The following is an 18,811-nucleotide window of genomic DNA, read 5'->3' on the forward strand; positions in this document are numbered from 1 at the left end:
AATCTTAAGCTAAACAAATATCGATTCCAGAAGAATTGAAGTAAATTCGCCTCATTATTTCTGTTTCACCAGAAATCAATGAGGCGAATTTTTTAAACCCCTTACCGGGAACTTTACTTTATGAATTACTTTAAACAAATCATGCAATTTGCAAGACCCTATAAAAAGTATGCGGTCTTAAATATTGTTTGCAACATTCTATATGCAATTTTTAGCACGTTGTCTTTTCTTGCGCTCATTCCGGTTATTGATATTTTATTTGATAAAAATAAGCGTATCAACGAATTACCAGTATGGGAAGGCTGGAGCGGTGTAAAAGACTACGTGTTCAATTCCTTTTATTATTACGTAAGTCAGCAAGTTGCAGACAACGAACTTTCGGCACTTGTTTTTATCTGTGCTATTGTGGTAGTATTGTTTTTTCTAAAGAATATCTTTGGCTATCTCGCCACGTTTTTCATCACTTTTTTACGTAATGGTGTGATGCGTGATGTGCGCGATGCGATCTATGATAAACTCTTAGAATTGCCGGTCGCTTATTTTTCTGAAAAGCGCAAAGGCGATACCATCTCAAGAATCACAGCAGATGTGCAAGAAGTTGAAGTTTCCTTTCTATCCATTTTAGAAATGGTGGTCCGCGAGCCGCTTACCATCATTTTTACCATTCTTGCGATGGTGGTGATCAGCGGGAAACTCACATTGTTTGTGTTTGTGTTTTTACCAATTTCGGGGATCATTATTTCACGTATTGGTAAATCGCTTAAAAAACAATCTAATCAAGCGCAGGAAGAAAACGGCGCATTTTTATCTATTGTTGAAGAAACACTTTCGAGCCTTAAAATCATTAAAGGTTTTAATGGGGAAGATCAGTTTAGAGCGAAATTTAGAGCAAGTACCACACGACTGAACGGTATTCTAAACAGCTTGGTCAATCGCCAAAATTTAGCTTCTCCCACAAGTGAGTTCTTAGGAATTTTTGTGATCGTTGTGATCCTATGGTTTGGAGGCCAGATGGTACTTGTAGAAGGTTCGCTTGAAGCTTCCCAATTCATCGCATTTTTAGGATTATCTTACCAGATCCTAACTCCAGCAAAACAAATTAGTAAAGCCTCTTATAGCGTTAAAAAAGGAAACGCTGCAGCAGAACGTATTCTTTCGGTCTTAAATACAGAAACGACTATCAAAGATGCTCCTGATGCACAAACTGCGCAAGAGTTCAAAGATGCGGTACATATTGAAAATGTTTCCTTTAAATATGAAGATGAGAATGTACTTACCAACTTTAACGCAGTGGTTCCTAAAGGAAAAACCATTGCATTGGTTGGGCAAAGCGGTAGCGGTAAAAGTACCATTGCAAACTTGGTTACCCGCTTTTATGATGTAAATGAAGGTGCCATAAAGCTCGACGGAAAAAACATTAAAGAGCTCACAAAAGCTTCGGTACGGGCGCAAATGGGCTTGGTCACCCAAGACTCTATTCTTTTTAATGATACCGTACGAAACAACATTTTACTAGGTAAACCTGATGCCAGCGATGACGAGGTGATCGCTGCACTTAAAGTTGCCAATGCCTGGGAATTTGTAAGTGAGCTTCCGCTACAACTAGACACTAATATTGGGGACAGTGGAAACAAACTAAGTGGTGGTCAAAAGCAACGTTTGTCAATAGCCCGCGCTGTACTTAAGAATCCGCCAATTATGATCCTTGACGAAGCAACTTCAGCATTAGATACAGAAAGTGAGCGTCTGGTTCAAAAAGCACTTGAAAATATGATGATGAATCGTACCTCTATTGTGATTGCGCATCGTCTTTCGACCATTCAAAATGCAGATCAGATCATTGTTATGCAAAAAGGTAAAATCGTAGAACAAGGTAAGCATCAAGAATTACTCGCCTTAAACGGAACCTATAAAAAGCTGGTAGAAATGCAGTCTTTTGAGTAATTGGTTTATGGTATTGCAACTTATGACCGTTTCAATACACAAGGTTACTAAACTAAAAAAATCCGCATCATCTGATGCGGATTTTTTTATTGCTGTGAATGCTTTTGTTGGGTTTTTTAAACGCAGTTTAAAATCAACTTTAATACTTGGGGCAAAAAAGGATTTCAATGTTTTGGGCCTTTACAACAATTTCAATTAACTCATTTACTATTATTAACCTTCCAAATATAGGTTGAATTTTTCATTCAAACAAAAAATTAATGTATTTAATCTCGTTTTTATGCCTTTAATCGATTCTAATAAGTTTTATTACTTGTAATTCTTAAAGGAATAATCTGTAAATTTCAAGATCTTGATGCTTTAACTATTTTTTATCGTTTTGCTTTTAAACCATTGGATAAATAAATAGTCATACAAAGGTCACTAAAGAGCAGCATTGAATAATTTAGAAATCCATACCATCGAAAGTTTAAAATTTGAGGACTTAGTCTCTGAATACAAAGAGCGTTTGTATTGGCACATACGTCGCATGGTGATTTCTCATGATGACGCAGATGACGTGCTGCAAAACACCTTTATAAAGGTTTACAAAAACCTGCATAATTTTAATGGGGAGAGTCAAGTATACACCTGGCTTTACCGTATTGCAACTAATGAGAGCCTAACGTTTATTAAAAAGAGAAAACGTACAACGCACATAAGTAATGAAGAGGTTCAAGAGAGTTTAGTTACTAATCTTACGAGTGACCCGTATTTTAATGGCGATGATGCGCAGCTTAAATTACAACAGGCAATAGACACGTTGCCTACAAAACAAAAGCAGGTTTTTGTGATGAAGTATTTTGATGAATTGCAATACAATGAGATTTCTGAAATATTAGGAACTTCAGAAGGAGCACTCAAAGCGAGCTACCATCACGCGGTAAAAAAGATAACAGAATACGTGACAGCACATTAAACCTTTTAAGACCAATAAAGTCTAAAAAACGATGAAAAGCAAAAAAGAAAATAACAAGCAGCAGTTTAATATTCCTCTAGGCTACTTTGAGTCTTTTGAGAATAGGCTGCTTACTGAACTCAAATTTCAAGAGCTTTTCCCTAATAAAAATGATGGATTTAGCGTACCTGCACAATACTTTGAAAAAGTAGAACAGGTTATTCTTAATCAAAATAAGCCTAAAGGAAAGCTTGTTGAGTATAATTTTAAAACTATAGCAGCGACAGTTGCGGCGATCGCAGCGGTGTTGCTTGTACTCTTTAATGTGGTGAATCCCATAGAAAAAGAAATGCAGTTTGACTCCCTTAGCATAACCAGTCTTGAAAACTACTTTGAAGAAGAAGAGCGTGTTCAAGACTACCTTTCTGCTGAAGAGTTGAGCACCATCGAGAATAGCACCTCGATATTTGATAACGAAACTGTGAGCGAAGAACTGATCTATGAGTATGTAGATCAAGACATTGTTCAGAGTTCGTTACTTGATCAATAAACAAAAAACTATGAAAAATTTAATAATCATTTTCGTGTTGTGTTTGGGTCTTAGTGGCCAGGCACAGAAGAAAGATAGACACGAGCAAATTAAGGCGCTTCGGGTTCCGTTTTTAACGGAAGAGCTGAATCTGACTCCTGCTGAAGCCGAAAAATTCTGGCCTATTTACAACACTTACGATTGTAAGATGGTGGATTTACGCTCTAGAGAACGCGCTCTATTTGAAGAAAAATTCTTTGAATCAGGCTCTAAAAAAAATCTGACGGAAAAAGAAGCCAACAAATTAATGGCTGAGTATAATGACATTCAAAGAAGCAAGTATGAGATTGAAAGTCAGTTGATGACTGATCTTACGCAAAAGCTTCCTGCTTCTAAAATGGTTTTCCTTCCGGAAGCCGAGCATAAATTTGGCAGAAAACTTTGGGAAGAATACAAAAAACGAAAAGGGAAAGACTAAACCTTTGATTCCGTTTCAAAACGATTTACCTATTGATTTATATATTTAGTTTTTATTAGCGTTAAAACGAAAAATGCGACTGAAAAGAGTCGCATTTTTTTTGGCCTAGCGCTTAAACTTAAGCTTTGCTATCCTGTTGCTTCCTGCTGCGTAAGCTGTTGAATCGTTTAAGAAGCGTACCGTAAAAAAGCCTTCACTACTCAAGTTTTTCCAAGTGGCTCCTTGATCACTAGAATAGTCGATCCCTTCAAAGCCTATCGCAAGCAATTCTTTGCCTTTAGTATTTGGAATAAACTGAATGCAGCTACGGTAGCCCGGTGCTGCCTTATCTGCTAGCAACGCCCAAGTTTTTCCTCCGTCGTGCGTGATCGCTTTATTTGCCTCGTTACCTTCTGCGTGGGTGTAATCACCGCCGATTACCACCCCTGTATTTTCATCATAAAAATCAATTGAATATCCACCGGTACTTGAAGTTCCTTGTTTTAATGGGGTGTCAAATACTTCCCAAGTTTTTCCTTTGTCACCGGTATGCAAAACTCTTGATTTCATTCCGCCGGTGATGATCCACGCGTTATTGCCATACACAGCAATATTAGAATTGCTTGCTGCAAACGCCGCCTCCCCTGCTGCTGCTTCAGGTAAAGCATCGCAAGAAACCTTAGTCCACGTATTCCCTCCATCTCGGGTGATAATTATTGAGATACAATTTTCGGTAGGGTCTCCCATAGCTATTCCTTCTTGATCGTTCCAGAAGGTCATAGAGTCGTAAAAAGCTTTAGGATCATTTTCTTCATAAACCAATTCCATAGCACCGGAATCTCCAGTTTTGTACAACAACGCCGGACTTTCAATACTGAGCATAAAGAAATCTTCAGCAGTATGCGCAACTGCTCTAAAGCTAGGCGTTACACTATCCCGTTTCATTACCGCTGTATTCCAAACTTTAGTAGTAGGATTATACAAACCGTATTTTCCGTTAGAGCCTGCAAAAGCAACGCTGCCATCATCAAGAATTTCGAGCGCTCTCAAACTTACCGAATCTTCATAAATACGTTCTATTTCAACGGTTTGAATCGCAGTCAATTCTTTAGGTTCTGGAGTATTTTTACAACCAAAAACTGCTAAACTGAGCGCCACTCCTAATAAATATCTCATAGATTTAAAATTTTCTCGAATTTAAAACTATTCCTTTTTAATCCTGTACCTTTGCGCGCATTTTAAAAACATTTGTTATGCGTTTACATCGCAATCTGGTTTTTGCTGTTATTGATGGCTTAATCGAAATTTTTAATGAAGGCGGCTATGCTGATAAGGTCATTGCTAAACAACTGAAGCGTGACAAACGCTGGGGCTCTCGTGACCGCAGTTTTATCGCCGAAACCACATACGATATTGTACGCTGGAAAAGACTATATGCAGAAATCGCTGATGTAAAAGAACCTTTTGAGCGTAAAGACCTTTGGCGTCTCTTTGCGGTGTGGTGTACGCTACGCGGAATAAAATTGCCAGACTGGCATCAGTTTGAAGAAACGCCTACCCGAAGAATTAAAGGGCGTTTTGACGAATTATCGAACACTCGAAAATTTAGAGAATCGATCCCGGATTGGTTAGATGCGCTTGGCGAAAAAGAACTAAGCGACAAGTGGGATGCAGAAATCGCTGCATTAAATAAGCAAGCTCCCGTTGTTTTGCGCGTAAACCGTTTAAAATCTGATATCGGTGCGTTGCAAACCGCTTTAGCCGAAGAAGGCCACGAGACCGAAAACATAAAACCTTACAAAGACGCGCTTCAATTACAGGAACGCGGCAATGTATTTACCACCGAAGCTTTTAAAAACGGACTCTTTGAAGTACAAGATGCTTCTTCACAATTGGTGGCGCCGTATCTTGACGTCGAGCCGGGAATGCGCGTGGTAGATACTTGCGCAGGTGCTGGGGGTAAAACCTTGCATCTCGCTGCACAAATGGATAACAAAGGTCAGTTAATCGCACTTGACATCTACGGAAATAAACTAAAAGAGCTCAAGCGTCGTGCGCGCCGTGCAGGAGCTTTTAATATTGAAACCCGAGTGATCGATTCAACTAAAGTAATTAAGAAGCTTCACAATTCGGCAGATCGCGTGCTTATTGATGCGCCGTGTACGGGACTTGGTGTTTTAAGCCGTAACCCGGACGCCAAATGGAAACTGCAACCGGATTTCGTTGAAAAAATTCAGGCAACGCAGCAAAGCATTTTAAAAGACTATTCAAAAATCGTGAAGCCCGGCGGAAAAATGGTTTATGCTACCTGCTCTATTCTACCTTCAGAAAATCAAGAACAGATCAAAAAGTTCTTAAAAACTGAGGAAGGAAGCGACTTCAGCATAGAAAAGCAGAAAACAGTTTTATCTAGCGAAAGCGGTTATGACGGCTTTTATATGTGCTTAATGGTCAAAAAAGACAAAGCCTAGCTACTGAAAACAATAGCATTTTAAAGCCTTAAAAGATTCATCTTTTAAGGCTTTTCTTTTTTGTAGCTACGGAGAAGGTTCATTTTTCAGTTATCAACAAAGAGAGGCTTTTTTCTGTTGAATTTTGTTTCAATCCAAGCGTGTTTCTAACCGTTAAAAATCCTTAAATTTGTGGCTCCTTAGTAAAAGCACTATGATTCATTTTTTCGGTTCACAAGACACCAAAATTTACGCAGTTCAAGCTAAAGCTGAACTTTCAGAAGAAACTACAAACAAGCTCATCTGGCTTTTTGGCAACCAGCCTAAAATAGAAGCGTCTGCAATCGACGCTTTTTTTATTGGTCCGCGTGCGACGATGATCACACCCTGGAGTACCAATGCTGTTGAGATCACCCAAAATATGGGAATTGAAGGCATTATTAGAATTGAAGAATTTGTTGCCGGAAAGGCCGAATTTGACCCGATGCTTTCTCAGGAATACAGCAAGCTCGATCAGAAAATTTATACCATTGATATCGAGCCTGAAGACATTAAGGCTATTGAAGATATTCAAGCCTATAACGAGCAGGAAGGTTTAGCCTTAAGCGAAGAAGAAGTAGCGTATCTAGAAAGTGTTGCGGAGCGCATAGGTCGCCCGCTTACCGACTCTGAAGTGTTTGGTTTCAGCCAAGTGAATTCTGAGCATTGCCGCCACAAGATCTTCAACGGAACGTTTGTGATCGACGGGAAAACGATGCCCTCTTCCCTATTCAAAATGATTCGTAAAACTTCCGAAGCAAATCCAAATGAGATTGTTTCGGCTTACAAAGACAATGTTGCATTTGTAAAAGGTCCTAAAGCGACACAGTTTGCTCCAGCAACTGCAGATAAACCCGATTTTTATACTGAAAAAGAATTTGATAGTGTGCTTTCGCTTAAAGCGGAAACCCACAACTTCCCTACCACCGTTGAGCCTTTTAACGGTGCTGCAACTGGTGCCGGTGGTGAAATACGTGACCGTCTGGCAGGCGGCCAAGGTTCGCTTCCACTAGCAGGAACAGCTGTTTACATGACTGCCTATTCTCGCCTTAAGGAAGAACGTCCTTGGGAAGATGCAATGCCGGCACGTAAATGGTTATACCAGACGCCAATTGATATTTTGATCAAAGCTTCTAATGGAGCTTCAGATTTTGGAAACAAATTTGGGCAGCCGCTTATCGCAGGTTCGGTGCTTACTTTTGAGCACGATGAAGCTGGAAGAAAACTCGGTTTTGATAAAGTAATTATGCAAGCCGGCGGAATTGGCTACGGCAAGAAACAACAAGCCTTAAAAGAAAAACCGGAAACCGGAGATAAAATTGTAATTCTTGGTGGTGACAACTACCGTATTGGTATGGGCGGTGCTGCGGTATCTTCGGCAGATACGGGTGCCTTTAGCTCAGGAATTGAGTTGAATGCAATCCAACGTTCTAATCCTGAAATGCAAAAACGTGCGGCTAACGCCATCCGTGGAATGGTAGAAAGTGATGAGAATACCATCGTTTCTATTCACGATCACGGTGCCGGTGGTCACTTGAACTGTCTTTCTGAATTGGTTGAAGAAACCGGCGGATTGATCGATCTTGATAAATTGCCGGTGGGTGATCCTACCCTTTCGGCTAAAGAAATAATCGGTAATGAGTCGCAAGAACGTATGGGTCTTGTGATAGGTGCTGAACAAATCAAAACTTTAAAAACCATCGCAGATCGCGAGCGCTCCCCAATGTATGAAGTGGGCGACGTGACCGGCGATCACCGTTTCACGTTCAAGTCGGCCACTACCGGTGCTGCGCCAATGGATTTGGCTATGAACGATATGTTTGGCAGCTCGCCAAAAACGGTAATGGTTGATACTAAAATCCATCGTATTTATAGCGATGTTTCTTATTCTTTAGAAAACTTCCACGAGTATTTAGAGAACGTATTACAGCTGGAAGCCGTTGCTTGTAAAGACTGGTTGACCAATAAGGTGGACCGTTGTGTAGGCGGTCGTGTGGCAAAACAACAATGTGTTGGTTCGCTGCAACTTCCATTGAACAACGTAGGTGTGATGGCACTTGATTTTAAATCTTCAAACGGAATTGCTACTTCTATAGGTCATTCTCCCGTTAGCGGATTGATCGATCCTGTTGCCGGAAGTAAAAACAGTATCGCAGAAGCGCTTACCAACATTGTTTGGGCGCCGCTGGAAAAAGGTTTAAAATCGGTTTCGCTTTCTGCAAACTGGATGTGGTCTTGTAATAATGCGGGAGAAGATGCACGTTTGTACGAGGCAGTTGAAGCTGTTTCAGAATTTGCGATTGCTTTAGGAATCAATGTTCCTACCGGAAAAGATTCCTTATCGATGAAGCAAAAATACCCTGAGGGTGATGTGCTTGCGCCGGGAACAGTTATTATTTCTGCAGCAGGAAGCTGTGATGATATTAACCGCGTGGTTGAACCTGTTCTGGATGCTGAAGCAGGATCGATCTACTACCTAAATTTATCTCAAGATAGCTTTAAATTGGGAGGTTCTTCGTTTGCCCAAATTCAGAATAAAGTGGGAATGGAAGCTCCAAGCATTAAAGACGATACTGCTTTTGCTACCGCTTTCAATACCTTACAAAGCCTAATTAGACAAGATCTTGTTGCGGCCGGTCACGATGTGGCTTCGGGTGGATTGATCACAACGCTTTTAGAATTGTGTTTTGCTGAAAACAAACTGGGTGCTTCAGTCGATTTTTCTGCATTTACCGAACAAGATATTATCAAAATCTTATTTGCTGAAAATGCCGGAGTAGTCGTTCAGGCAAGTGATGACGCTGCTTTTGAAGCCGCCTTGGCTGAAAATAACGTGGAATTCTTCAAAATAGGTTCTACCAATACTTCAGACGAATTATTGATCAAGAAAGATTCGGTAGAAATTGGTTTAAATATTCCGTCATTGCGAAGAAAATGGTTTGAAACTTCTTATTTATTAGATCAGAAACAAACGGCTAACGGTTTGGCAGAAGATCGTTATAACAACTTTGATCAGCAAGATTTGAAGTTTGAATTTCCGAAGCATTTCACCGGAATCAAACCAACAATTGATGCTTCTAAACCAAGACCGAAAGCTGCGATCTTACGCGAAAAGGGAAGTAACTCAGAACGCGAAATGGCCAATGCGATGTACCTCGCAGGCTTTGATGTAAAAGATGTACATATGACCGATTTGATTACCGGTCGTGAAACGCTTGAAGATATTCAGTTTATTGGTGCTGTGGGTGGTTTTTCAAACTCAGATGTTTTAGGTTCTGCAAAAGGTTGGGCAGGAGCTTTCTTATACAATGAGAAAGCCAATAAGGCATTAAAAGATTTCTTCGCACGCCCCGATACACTTTCGGTAGGGATCTGTAACGGTTGTCAACTTTTTGTTGAATTAGACCTGATCAACCCGGAACACGACCAAAAGCCAAAAATGCTGCATAATGATTCGCACAAGCACGAAAGTGGCTTCACCAGTGTGAAGATTCAGAAGAACGATTCGGTGATGCTTTCTACGTTAGAAGGTGCTACTCTTGGTGTTTGGATCTCTCACGGAGAAGGAAAATTTGAACTTCCGCTTAGCGAAAAAGAATACAACATTGTGGCTAAATATGGCTATGATGCCTATCCTGCAAATCCTAACGGAAGTAGCTACAACACTGCAATGATGACCGATAAAACCGGACGTCATTTGGTAACAATGCCGCACATTGAGCGCTCTATTTTTCAATGGAATTGGGCTAACTACCCAAAGGGTTGCAAAGATGAAGTAAGCCCATGGATAGAAGCTTTTGAAAATGCTCGCAAGTGGATTGAGAAGCATTAAGCTCCAACAAATTAAATGACAGGTCTGAGCCGTAAACATACTGGTATTCGCATATTTTGGGGACTTATTGCGCTCTATATGCTTAATATTTGTGTAGACAGCCCAGACCTGTTTCCTAATCGCGCTGAAAATTTAAATTATAATGATCAGGAAAGTGTTATAGAATTAGTTGTTGAGCAAGTTCTAGATCTTGGTGATGTTATTCCTGAATACGACGACAATGATGCTGAAGAGCACACTTCTTCTGAAACTTCAGTAAATCTGGATCACTTTATCGTTGACCAATCGGCAATTGCATTTCAGCAGAATTTCAGTCTTTTAAAAAAACAAAATACGCTTTTTGCCTTAGCAAACTTCTGCACTTTATCACTGGAAGTTGACGCTCCACCACCCCGATATTAATTTGTTTATACCACATAATTGAACACCTCAGCACCTGAGGTGCATTCTCATATTCAATACATCCATTAAACAAATTAAAATGAAACACTTACCATTAGTGCTGCTCATGGCAGTACTCACACAGTATACTTATGCTCAAGAAACCGAGCCTAATGCTATTAAAGACAGCTTATATATTGCTGAAGTTGAAGGAAGCCAAGAGCCTTTAAAAATTCTACATGCCGAACCATTATACATCGACCTAATTCGAGATTTAGGTGCTCGTAAAGGAGAAAAAGAATGGAATATTGGTCTAGGTCTTACCGATCGCGATCGTTATGATGAATATCTGGCTCTTGTAGAATATGAATGGGCGCCCGCAGACCGATTGGGTTTAGAAATTGAATTGCCTTTCTCTTTACATTACCCGATTGGAGAAAATGGTGACGCACCCGGAAACCGCTTGAACAGCATCAAGATCGCTGGTCAATACACATTTTGGGTTTCTGAAAAGCACAAAACAAGCCTGGCGTTTGGCTACATCCAAGAGTTTGAACTCACAAATTTTAATAACTACGGCGCAGGGAAATTGTTTACTGGTAATGTCTATAATCCGTTTTTTATTGCTGCTAAAAGACTAGGATCTAATTTTCATAGTTTGATTTATACAGGACCCGCGATTGCCCATCACTTTAGCGACGGAGCACTTCACACCAGTTGGCAAATCAATAGTAATATTCATTATATGATATCGGGAACCCGAAATTTTATTGGTCTTGAATTTAATAAGGAATTCAATCAAGGTGATTTTGATATGACTATAAGACCGCAGTTGCGGCTTGATGTCGCCGAAAACTTACTAATAGGTATTGTAACCGGTATTCCGATCAATAGAGAAACTGAGCGCTTTAGTTCGTTTTTACGCTTGATCTATGAGCCCGGGCATTAAGGAATTTGGCAAAGCAAACTATCTTATGAGATCGAACCTTTAAGCAGCTTCAATAAAAAAGCCCGGTGTTACCGGGCTTTCATTACTGCAGTTCTACTATATTCTAATTTTGATCCCCAGATCCTAAATTAGGGTTAGCATCAATTTCTGCTTGAGGTATTTTGAAAATCCAATCATCGTTAAGTGATGGTCTTTCAATTTGGTAAGATTGCTGATAAAGAACCTCTGAAGCTCCGGAACCACCGTCAGCTGCATGGTCAATACCATCATCCCATCTTATATGATTTGTATAACCAAAACCTTCGCCCCACATTTCTAATTTCCATTGAAATTTTAAATGATCGAGAAAGCTTTCAGCCGTAGGATAATCAGTGGCTTCCCAAGATGAATCTCGCGCTTCTGCTAGAGGTTGTAAAGCCTCTCTAGCATCTGTTAAATTGTTCATCATAAGTTCTGCTTCTGCTTCAATCAAATACATTTCTGACGAGCGCATATAGATCACATCATCAGGATCAATAGTACCCGGATTAGCTTGTTTAAGTTTAAACTGCATATACGGATGTAAATTATGACCGGCAACTAAACCATACACAGCTTTTATACTATCTACCGCAGCATCAAACTCTTCTTCCGTAGGATATAAAGGATTGGTATTATTTGAAAATCCACCATTACCATTTGCCGCTGAAGTGTTAGTATTAGGAGCATCTGGAAGAAAAACATCTTTTCTATAATCTGTCTCCGGAATAGCATCTACCATTCTTCGATCAGCTATTTTAGGGTTATTTCTAATTTGGCTACCGTTAAAAGTGTTACTCGCCAGATAAAAATAAGATCTGAAGAAAGTAGTTTCCGTAGCGATCACATTACTACCCCAAATCACTTCTGATAAGGTATTTGTATTAAATCCTGATTTCCATTCATCCTCAGAAAGTAAAGGAAATCCGTCGCGTGCAGCCACGGCTGCATCAGCTGCGGTTTGCCAATCTCCTTTTGATAACGCACAACGCGCAAGTAAACCGTATGCTGCATTGATGCTCAATTGCGCTTTTGCTGCTGCACCTCCAACGCTAGGAGCTTCACTATCTTGAAAAGCAGTTATTGCTGCATCTAGGTCTGACTCAATCTGATCATAAATTTCTTGAACCGTTGATCTGGGTTCACTTGTAAAAGGCGACTCTGATGAAAACAATAACGGTACCCCCGGATCTGATGCCGGATTGCCAATTAAATATCCTTTAGCATAATGCTGCACTAAAGAAAGGTATGCATAAGCTCTATACGTGTATGCCTGACCAAGAATATTTCTCAGTCTTGCTGTTTCGGTCAATGCTCCTCCTTCGATCTCGTTGATCAACAAATTGGCGTGTAATATGATATTATATCTGTGGTACCAAAGTAAACTTGATGTAAGAGATGTTTCTTGAGTATGCTCATTCCATTGCATTACGGAACGCCATGATAAATTATTGGCATTAGCAGAATGAATCAAATCACCGGTCAAGTTATCGCCCATAGGCACCCAATAGTGATTATTAGCACGTGCTGTATTTCCACCAGGAAAAACAGTTTGAGATTGCGAGTACAATCCGCGGTGTATTCCATTTAAAACAAGCTGCATATTTTCTTCACTGGCCAAAGCATCAGCAGAAGAAATCGCATCTGTTGGAGTTCGCTCTAAAAAGTCTTCTTGACAAGATAGAATGGGTATTGTAAGCAATACTACTAGTATATATTTAAGTCTATTTTTCATATTATTATTTTTTTAGAAGGATAGATTTAAACCAAGTGAAACAATTCTAGAAGGAGAAAAATCATTTGCTGATGGTGTTCCTGCTAGGTTATACTGAGGATCTAAACCTTTTCTTTTACTTTTTAGATATAAATTCTCACCTGTAATTGAAACTCGAAGAGCATCTAGCCCTAAGGTATTAGTTACCGAATCTCCAAAATTATAGCTGAAGCTTACATTTCTTAAAGCCCAGAAAGAAGCGTCTGTAAGGAATCGTTCAGATTGAGTACGCACAAGGTCTACGTTACCATTTTCAAGTCGTGGCACACTGGTGACATCGCCGGGCGCTCTCCAGGCATTAAGAATATCTGGATGAAAAGACCTTCCATACGTACCGCTATGCATCATAGAAGAGTAACCGTTATCTAATACTTTACCTCCTATCCCATAAGTGATCAAGAAGTTTAAGTTAAACCCTTTATAGCTAAAACTATTAGAAACAGAACCCAGTAAATCAGGGATCGAAGAATCTCCTGTATAGGCTCTTTCTGTTTCTTCCCAATCGTTAGTAGTAGCAATTTCACCGGTAGTTTCGTCAATTACAGGAACGCTTTCACCATCTTCATTCTGCTCGTATAATAAAAACAATTGATCTCCTGTTTCAGGATCAACACCTGCAGTTCTCAAGAGAAAGAAATCAAATCTTGATCGCCCTTCAACCCAACGCTTACTTCCGTTGATAAAAGGATCTGGTAAACTGGTGATCTCGTTTTTAAATGTTGAAGCTTGAAGCGTCATATCCCATCTAAAATCATTGCGATTCACCAGATGTCCGGTTAATGCAAATTCAAATCCGGAGTTATACATATCCCCTAAGTTCACCGGTACTTGATTTAAACCATTACTAGGTGAAATAGGCAGATTGTAAAGTAAGTCACTTGAATTTTTCTTGTAGTACTCAATAGATCCATCAAGAAAGTTGTTAAATAACCCAAATTCTAAGGCTACATCAAAGTTCTCAATTGTTTCCCATTGCAATGCAGCATTCCCAATATCTGTAAATAATAAAGCAGGAGCTCCGGCATTAGAGGTTATAGAGAAGCGTGCTTGAGATAAATAGCTATCAAATAGATCGTCATTACCAACTTCACCATAAGAAGCTCTTACTTTCAATTTGTTGATAAATGAAACATCTTGCATAAAGTTTTCTTGATCTATGCGCCAAGAACCACCCACAGAATAAAAGGTACCCCAACGGCTATCTGTTTGAAAAACTGAAGATCCATCTCGTCTCGCTGAAGCACTCAAGTAATATTTATTCTTATAGTTATAATTTGTTCTTAAGAAATAACCTTCAATTCCCTTATCAAAAGTAGCTCCACCTAGATCTACAATATTTGAGAAATTTGCAAATTCATAAATACCATTAGCCGCTTGAACAGTTGCTAATCCATTTAAGCTTGAAATTGATCTATCATAACTTTCGTGACCAGCGGTAATATCAACATTATGATCTCCAAAACTTTTTTGATAAGTCAAAAGTTGATTGAAGTTCTCTATTTCTCTTCTCGCGCGGTCTTCGCTTAACCTTCCGTCAGGTTGCGCATCACCAATGATCGCGTTCTCATATTCACGCTCAAACAATTCATTAATATCACGACCATAGTTTAGTTTAAAACTTAAGCCGTCAAAGATTTCCCACTCTCCATAAAATCTAAAACCGTAGGTATTATCTCTATCGCTTTCATTATTTAATAACAATTCTTGTAATGCGTGTCTCCCTTGGTTTACAGGTCTAGAACCAATATTAAATTCAGCATAACCCTCACCATTATCAAACACAGGATTTCCGAAGTCATCCAAAACGATATCGCCATTCAAATCATTTACATACACAGGGTAAATAGATCCTATACCTCTGGCAAAACTAAAGGGGTTTACAATGCTTCCGCTTCCTGCTGAACTTGGGCCGCGAGCTTCTGAAAGCGTAATGTTAGCACTACCTCCAATTTTAATATTATCACTCACATCAAAATCAGCATTTAACCTTGCTGTTAAACGATCAAAGCCCGAGGTTACTACATAACTTTCTTCATCTAAGTAAGAAGCAGAGAAGAAAACGGTATGATCATCACCACCTCCAGAAATATACACATTATAATTAGTTCTGTAACCGGTTTGCTGTAATTCTTCAAACCAATCTAAACTTTTATAGATTACCTGAGCATTAGGATTTAATTGGCCATTGGTATTTACAATTTGATCATTGGGCACATTAAATGGATTGTATCCTAATTGATTGTATATGTTATCACTAGCAAACTGAGGATCTCCTCCACCGGCACTCGAATTTTTAAAAGCTTCCCACATACTCTCGTAATATTGACCAGGTGAAAGCTGATCATATTGACCAATACTATTGGTTACAAAACCAGACTGTGCAGAAGCAGTTACTCGTAGCGCTCCCTTTTTACCTCTTTTTGTAGTAATAATAACTACACCGTTAGCTGCTCGAGAACCGTATAATGAGGTAGACGCCGCATCTTTTAAAATCGTAAGTGATTCAATATCCTCTTGATTTATGGTGTTTAAAGCCCCTTCATATTGAATTCCATCTACAATGTATAGCGGATCTGTATCTCCATTTAAAGTACCTACACCACGAATAACAATATTAGGAGATGCACCGGGACCGGCTGCAGATGTAAATTGCACACCGGTAGCATTACCTTCGATCGCTGCGATTGGCGAAGTAACGTTTCGTTGTTGTAATTCAGCCTGCCCTACCACGTTAGCCGAACCGGTAAAAGCTTCTTTAGTACTGGTTCCATAAGCAGTGACAATAACCTCGTCTAATGATTCTGAATCTGCCTCCAGAGAAAACATGATCTCAGATGCATTCCCAACCACTTTATTGATGGTTTTAAAACCTACATAAGACACCGTCAATGTTTCATCAGGAGCTACAGCGATAGAAAATTTACCATCAAAATCAGTCTGAGTTCCTCTTGAAGTTCCGGCAACTAGCACTGAGGCTCCCGGTAATGGAAGACCATCTTCTGCTGTCACCACAGTTCCTTGCACAGTTTTTTGCTGTGCAAAACTAAATTGTATTCCAAAGCAAAGTACCAAGAATACAGTGAGTAATTTTTTTTCATTCATTGATTTATGTTTTTGATTTAAAGCAATATTATTTTTTTGTTAAAATTATACAAATTCTAACCCTACCCCTTCAGTAGGTTTTTAAATCGATTTACCTTCAAGTGCGAGGGGGCTTTGAAAAATTCTATATATCTCCTCAAGGGTTTGTAGATAGTACATAAGGGAATTAAGCTTGTGGTTTTACTTAACCGACTAAAATGTTCAGTTAGCTGAAAAACTTTAACATTTGTAAGGGTTATTTATTTTATTTCTAAACCATTGTATTAGCAGCACATTCAGAAATACTAGAGAGAGAAACCAGTAACATTGTAAAATCATTAATACAACGTTGTAAATTTTTCTAAAATCATATAAAAAAGTCTATAATTTCGCTATTTTGCAGTAAGTAAATACCTCAAAGGACTTTCAAAACCGAAATATCAATAACTTAAATTGTATTTTGTCTGTACCTTAATAGCATTAGTTCACACTTAGAATATTTTCTGAAGAAACGCTTTAAAGAAAACTTATAAAGAATATAGATTATCGGGACAGATCCCTTAATTATTCACTCTCGAGCATCGAGTAAACCTATTTCATAACTATGGAAACTAAACGTCTTTTTGACTTCCCCTACCATCAACTTGAACAGTATAATTTAAAAGAAGCCTTAGTAACTAAATATGATGGCAAATGGGTAGCAACAACTACTCAATCTTATCTTGATCAAGCTAATGCAATAAGTCGGGGGCTATTAAAATTAGGTGTAAAACCCAATGATAAAATTGCCGTGATCTCTTCTACAAACCGTACGGAGTGGAATATCATGGATATAGGTATCCTACAATTAGGCGCGCAAAACGTTCCTATTTATCCAACGATTTCGGAAGAAGAATACGAGTACGTACTGAACCATAGCGAATCTATCTTCTGCTTTGTTTCTGATGAAGAAGTACTTACAAAGCTTAATGCGATAAAAGCAAATGTTCCAACGCTTAAAGAGGTCTATAGTTTTGATGCTATCAACGGATGCAAAAGTTGGGAGGAGGTCAAAGAAGAAGATGATAGCCTTCAGCCTGAAGTTGAAAAATTAAAGGCAGCAGTTAAAGAAGATGATCTTGCAACTCTTATTTATACATCAGGAACTACCGGAAGGCCTAAAGGCGTGATGCTGAGCCATAAAAATGTGGTGTCTAATGCATTGAATAGCGCGTCGCGTTTTCCTATTGTGCCGGGGCAAAGTAAAGCGTTGAGTTTTTTACCGGTATGCCATATTTACGAACGCATGTTGATGTATTTATATCAGTATACCGGAGTTTCTATATATTTTGCTGAAAGTCTAGATACGATAAGTGAAAACCTTAAAGAAGTTCAGCCGGAAGTAATGACAGCTGTTCCGCGTTTACTGGAAAAGGTTTATGATAAGATCATTGCAAAAGGTGCAGATTTAACCGGAATCAAAAAGAAACTGTTCTTCTGGGCTGTAGAAACCGGTCTTGACTACGAGCCTTACGGTCAAAACGGCTGGTGGTACGAGAAAAAATTAGGTATTGCACGTAAACTGATTTTCAGTAAATGGCAGGAAGCTTTAGGCGGAAATTTAAAAGTGATCGCTTCGGGTAGTGCGGCTTTACAACCCCGACTTGCACGCGTTTTTAATGCTGCAGATATCGGCGTCATGGAAGGTTACGGCCTTACCGAAACATCGCCGGTAATTTCAGTAAATGATATGCGTGATAAAGGCTTTAAAATAGGTACCGTAGGAAAACCTATTCCGCAGACTGAAGTCAAGATCGCCGAAGATGGTGAGATTCTTATTAAAGGTCCACAGGTGATGATCGGCTATTATAAAGACAAAGAAAAAACTGATGAAGTTTTAGAGAACGGTTATTTCCACACGGGAGATATCGGTGAGATCGACAGCGAAGGCTTCCTGAAAATTACAGACCGTAAAAAGGAAATGTTCAAGACCAGCGGAGGTAAATATGTAGCGCCTCAGATCATTGAAAATATGATGAAGCAATCCCGTTTTATCGAACATATAATGGTGGTAGGCGAAGGTGAGAAAATGCCGGCTGCCCTAATTCAACCTAATTTTGAATTTGTGACCGAATGGGCAAAACTCAAAAATATCAACGTAGGTACTACTCCTAAGGAAATCGCTTCAAACGAAGAAGTGAAGAAACGCATTCAAGAGGATGTTGACATTCACAATGAGAAATTCGGTAAGTGGGAACGCGTCAAGAAATTTGAGCTTACTCCCGACGAGTGGAGTATTGAAGCGGGTCACCTCACTCCTACTATGAAACTTAAAAGACGTATCGTAAAAGAGAAGTATCTTGACCTTTACAATAAAATTTACGAGCGTGAATAATCTATTAAACTCCTTAGAAATAAGGAGTTTTTTTATGAATATACCC

General features: G+C 39.2%; 12 protein-coding genes. 9 read left to right on the forward strand and 3 right to left on the reverse strand.

Annotated elements, in window-relative coordinates:
• The first annotated feature begins 120 nt into the window (after positions 1–120).
• The 4 genes from BUA96_RS09120 to BUA96_RS09140 all read left to right on the forward strand — a co-directional run bounded on the left by BUA96_RS09120 (position 121) and on the right by BUA96_RS09140 (position 3,888).
• Positions 121–1,944: an ABC transporter ATP-binding protein gene (locus tag BUA96_RS09120; RefSeq protein ID WP_072982430.1), complete on the forward strand. Its 1,824-nt coding sequence runs from the start codon at positions 121–123 to the stop codon at positions 1,942–1,944.
• A 436-nt stretch (positions 1,945–2,380) separates the two neighbouring features.
• Entirely contained in the window at positions 2,381–2,902 is a 522-nt protein-coding gene (locus BUA96_RS09130; RefSeq protein ID WP_072982434.1) for an RNA polymerase sigma factor, read from the forward strand.
• A 31-nt stretch (positions 2,903–2,933) separates the two neighbouring features.
• The gene (locus BUA96_RS09135) at positions 2,934–3,431 is read left to right on the forward strand and encodes a hypothetical protein (RefSeq protein WP_072982436.1); all 498 of its coding nucleotides are present in this window, start codon (positions 2,934–2,936) and stop codon (positions 3,429–3,431) included.
• A gap of 10 nt (positions 3,432–3,441) precedes the next feature.
• Positions 3,442–3,888 carry a hypothetical protein gene (locus BUA96_RS09140; protein WP_128755673.1) on the forward strand — a complete coding sequence of 149 codons (447 nt, stop codon included), beginning with the start codon at positions 3,442–3,444 and terminating at the stop codon, positions 3,886–3,888.
• A gap of 105 nt (positions 3,889–3,993) precedes the next feature.
• On the opposite strand, the gene BUA96_RS09145 is transcribed toward BUA96_RS09140, so the two are convergent.
• Positions 3,994–5,043 (reverse strand): WD40/YVTN/BNR-like repeat-containing protein, encoded by a 1,050-nt coding sequence (locus tag BUA96_RS09145; RefSeq protein ID WP_072982439.1) that lies wholly within the window; start codon positions 5,041–5,043, stop codon positions 3,994–3,996.
• Positions 5,044–5,120: 77 nt separating this feature from the next.
• Between BUA96_RS09145 and BUA96_RS09150 the strand changes: the two genes are divergently transcribed.
• The 4 genes from BUA96_RS09150 to BUA96_RS09165 all read left to right on the forward strand — a co-directional run bounded on the left by BUA96_RS09150 (position 5,121) and on the right by BUA96_RS09165 (position 11,518).
• On the forward strand, positions 5,121–6,338 hold the full coding sequence (locus tag BUA96_RS09150; RefSeq protein WP_072982440.1) for an RsmB/NOP family class I SAM-dependent RNA methyltransferase: 1,218 nt from the start codon (positions 5,121–5,123) through the stop codon (positions 6,336–6,338).
• Positions 6,339–6,531: 193 nt separating this feature from the next.
• Entirely contained in the window at positions 6,532–10,188 is a 3,657-nt protein-coding gene (gene purL / locus BUA96_RS09155) for a phosphoribosylformylglycinamidine synthase (RefSeq protein WP_072982442.1), read from the forward strand.
• 15 nt (positions 10,189–10,203) lie between these two features.
• Positions 10,204–10,590 carry a hypothetical protein gene (locus tag BUA96_RS09160; RefSeq protein WP_072982443.1) on the forward strand — a complete coding sequence of 129 codons (387 nt, stop codon included), beginning with the start codon at positions 10,204–10,206 and terminating at the stop codon, positions 10,588–10,590.
• Between the two features lie 79 nt (positions 10,591–10,669).
• Positions 10,670–11,518, forward strand: coding sequence for an HAEPLYID family protein (locus BUA96_RS09165; protein ID WP_072982445.1), 849 nt, complete (start codon positions 10,670–10,672; stop codon positions 11,516–11,518).
• Between the two features lie 103 nt (positions 11,519–11,621).
• On the opposite strand, the gene BUA96_RS09170 is transcribed toward BUA96_RS09165, so the two are convergent.
• Together BUA96_RS09170 and BUA96_RS09175 are read right to left on the reverse strand one after the other, a co-directional pair.
• On the reverse strand, positions 11,622–13,271 hold the full coding sequence (locus BUA96_RS09170) for a RagB/SusD family nutrient uptake outer membrane protein (protein WP_072982447.1): 1,650 nt from the start codon (positions 13,269–13,271) through the stop codon (positions 11,622–11,624).
• A 12-nt stretch (positions 13,272–13,283) separates the two neighbouring features.
• Entirely contained in the window at positions 13,284–16,412 is a 3,129-nt protein-coding gene (locus BUA96_RS09175) for a SusC/RagA family TonB-linked outer membrane protein (protein ID WP_072982448.1), read from the reverse strand.
• A 583-nt stretch (positions 16,413–16,995) separates the two neighbouring features.
• Between BUA96_RS09175 and BUA96_RS09180 the strand changes: the two genes are divergently transcribed.
• Entirely contained in the window at positions 16,996–18,765 is a 1,770-nt protein-coding gene (locus tag BUA96_RS09180; RefSeq protein WP_072982450.1) for an AMP-dependent synthetase/ligase, read from the forward strand.
• Positions 18,766–18,811 lie beyond the last annotated feature (46 nt).

Source organism: Leeuwenhoekiella palythoae, assembly GCF_900130045.1.
GTDB classification, from domain to species: domain Bacteria; phylum Bacteroidota; class Bacteroidia; order Flavobacteriales; family Flavobacteriaceae; genus Leeuwenhoekiella; species Leeuwenhoekiella palythoae.

Coding starts and splice junctions, on each gene's coding strand:
- BUA96_RS09120 (WP_072982430.1), top strand. CDS start 121: ATGAATTACTTTAAACAAATCATGCAATTTGCAAGACCCTATAAAAAG.
- BUA96_RS09145 (WP_072982439.1), bottom strand. CDS start 5,043: ATGAGATATTTATTAGGAGTGGCGCTCAGTTTAGCAGTTTTTGGTTGT.
- BUA96_RS09150 (WP_072982440.1), top strand. CDS start 5,121: ATGCGTTTACATCGCAATCTGGTTTTTGCTGTTATTGATGGCTTAATC.
- BUA96_RS09180 (WP_072982450.1), top strand. CDS start 16,996: ATGGAAACTAAACGTCTTTTTGACTTCCCCTACCATCAACTTGAACAG.
- purL (WP_072982442.1), top strand. CDS start 6,532: ATGATTCATTTTTTCGGTTCACAAGACACCAAAATTTACGCAGTTCAA.
- BUA96_RS09170 (WP_072982447.1), bottom strand. CDS start 13,271: ATGAAAAATAGACTTAAATATATACTAGTAGTATTGCTTACAATACCC.
- BUA96_RS09135 (WP_072982436.1), top strand. CDS start 2,934: ATGAAAAGCAAAAAAGAAAATAACAAGCAGCAGTTTAATATTCCTCTA.
- BUA96_RS09175 (WP_072982448.1), bottom strand. CDS start 16,412: ATGAATGAAAAAAAATTACTCACTGTATTCTTGGTACTTTGCTTTGGA.
- BUA96_RS09165 (WP_072982445.1), top strand. CDS start 10,670: ATGAAACACTTACCATTAGTGCTGCTCATGGCAGTACTCACACAGTAT.
- BUA96_RS09140 (WP_128755673.1), top strand. CDS start 3,442: ATGAAAAATTTAATAATCATTTTCGTGTTGTGTTTGGGTCTTAGTGGC.
- BUA96_RS09160 (WP_072982443.1), top strand. CDS start 10,204: ATGACAGGTCTGAGCCGTAAACATACTGGTATTCGCATATTTTGGGGA.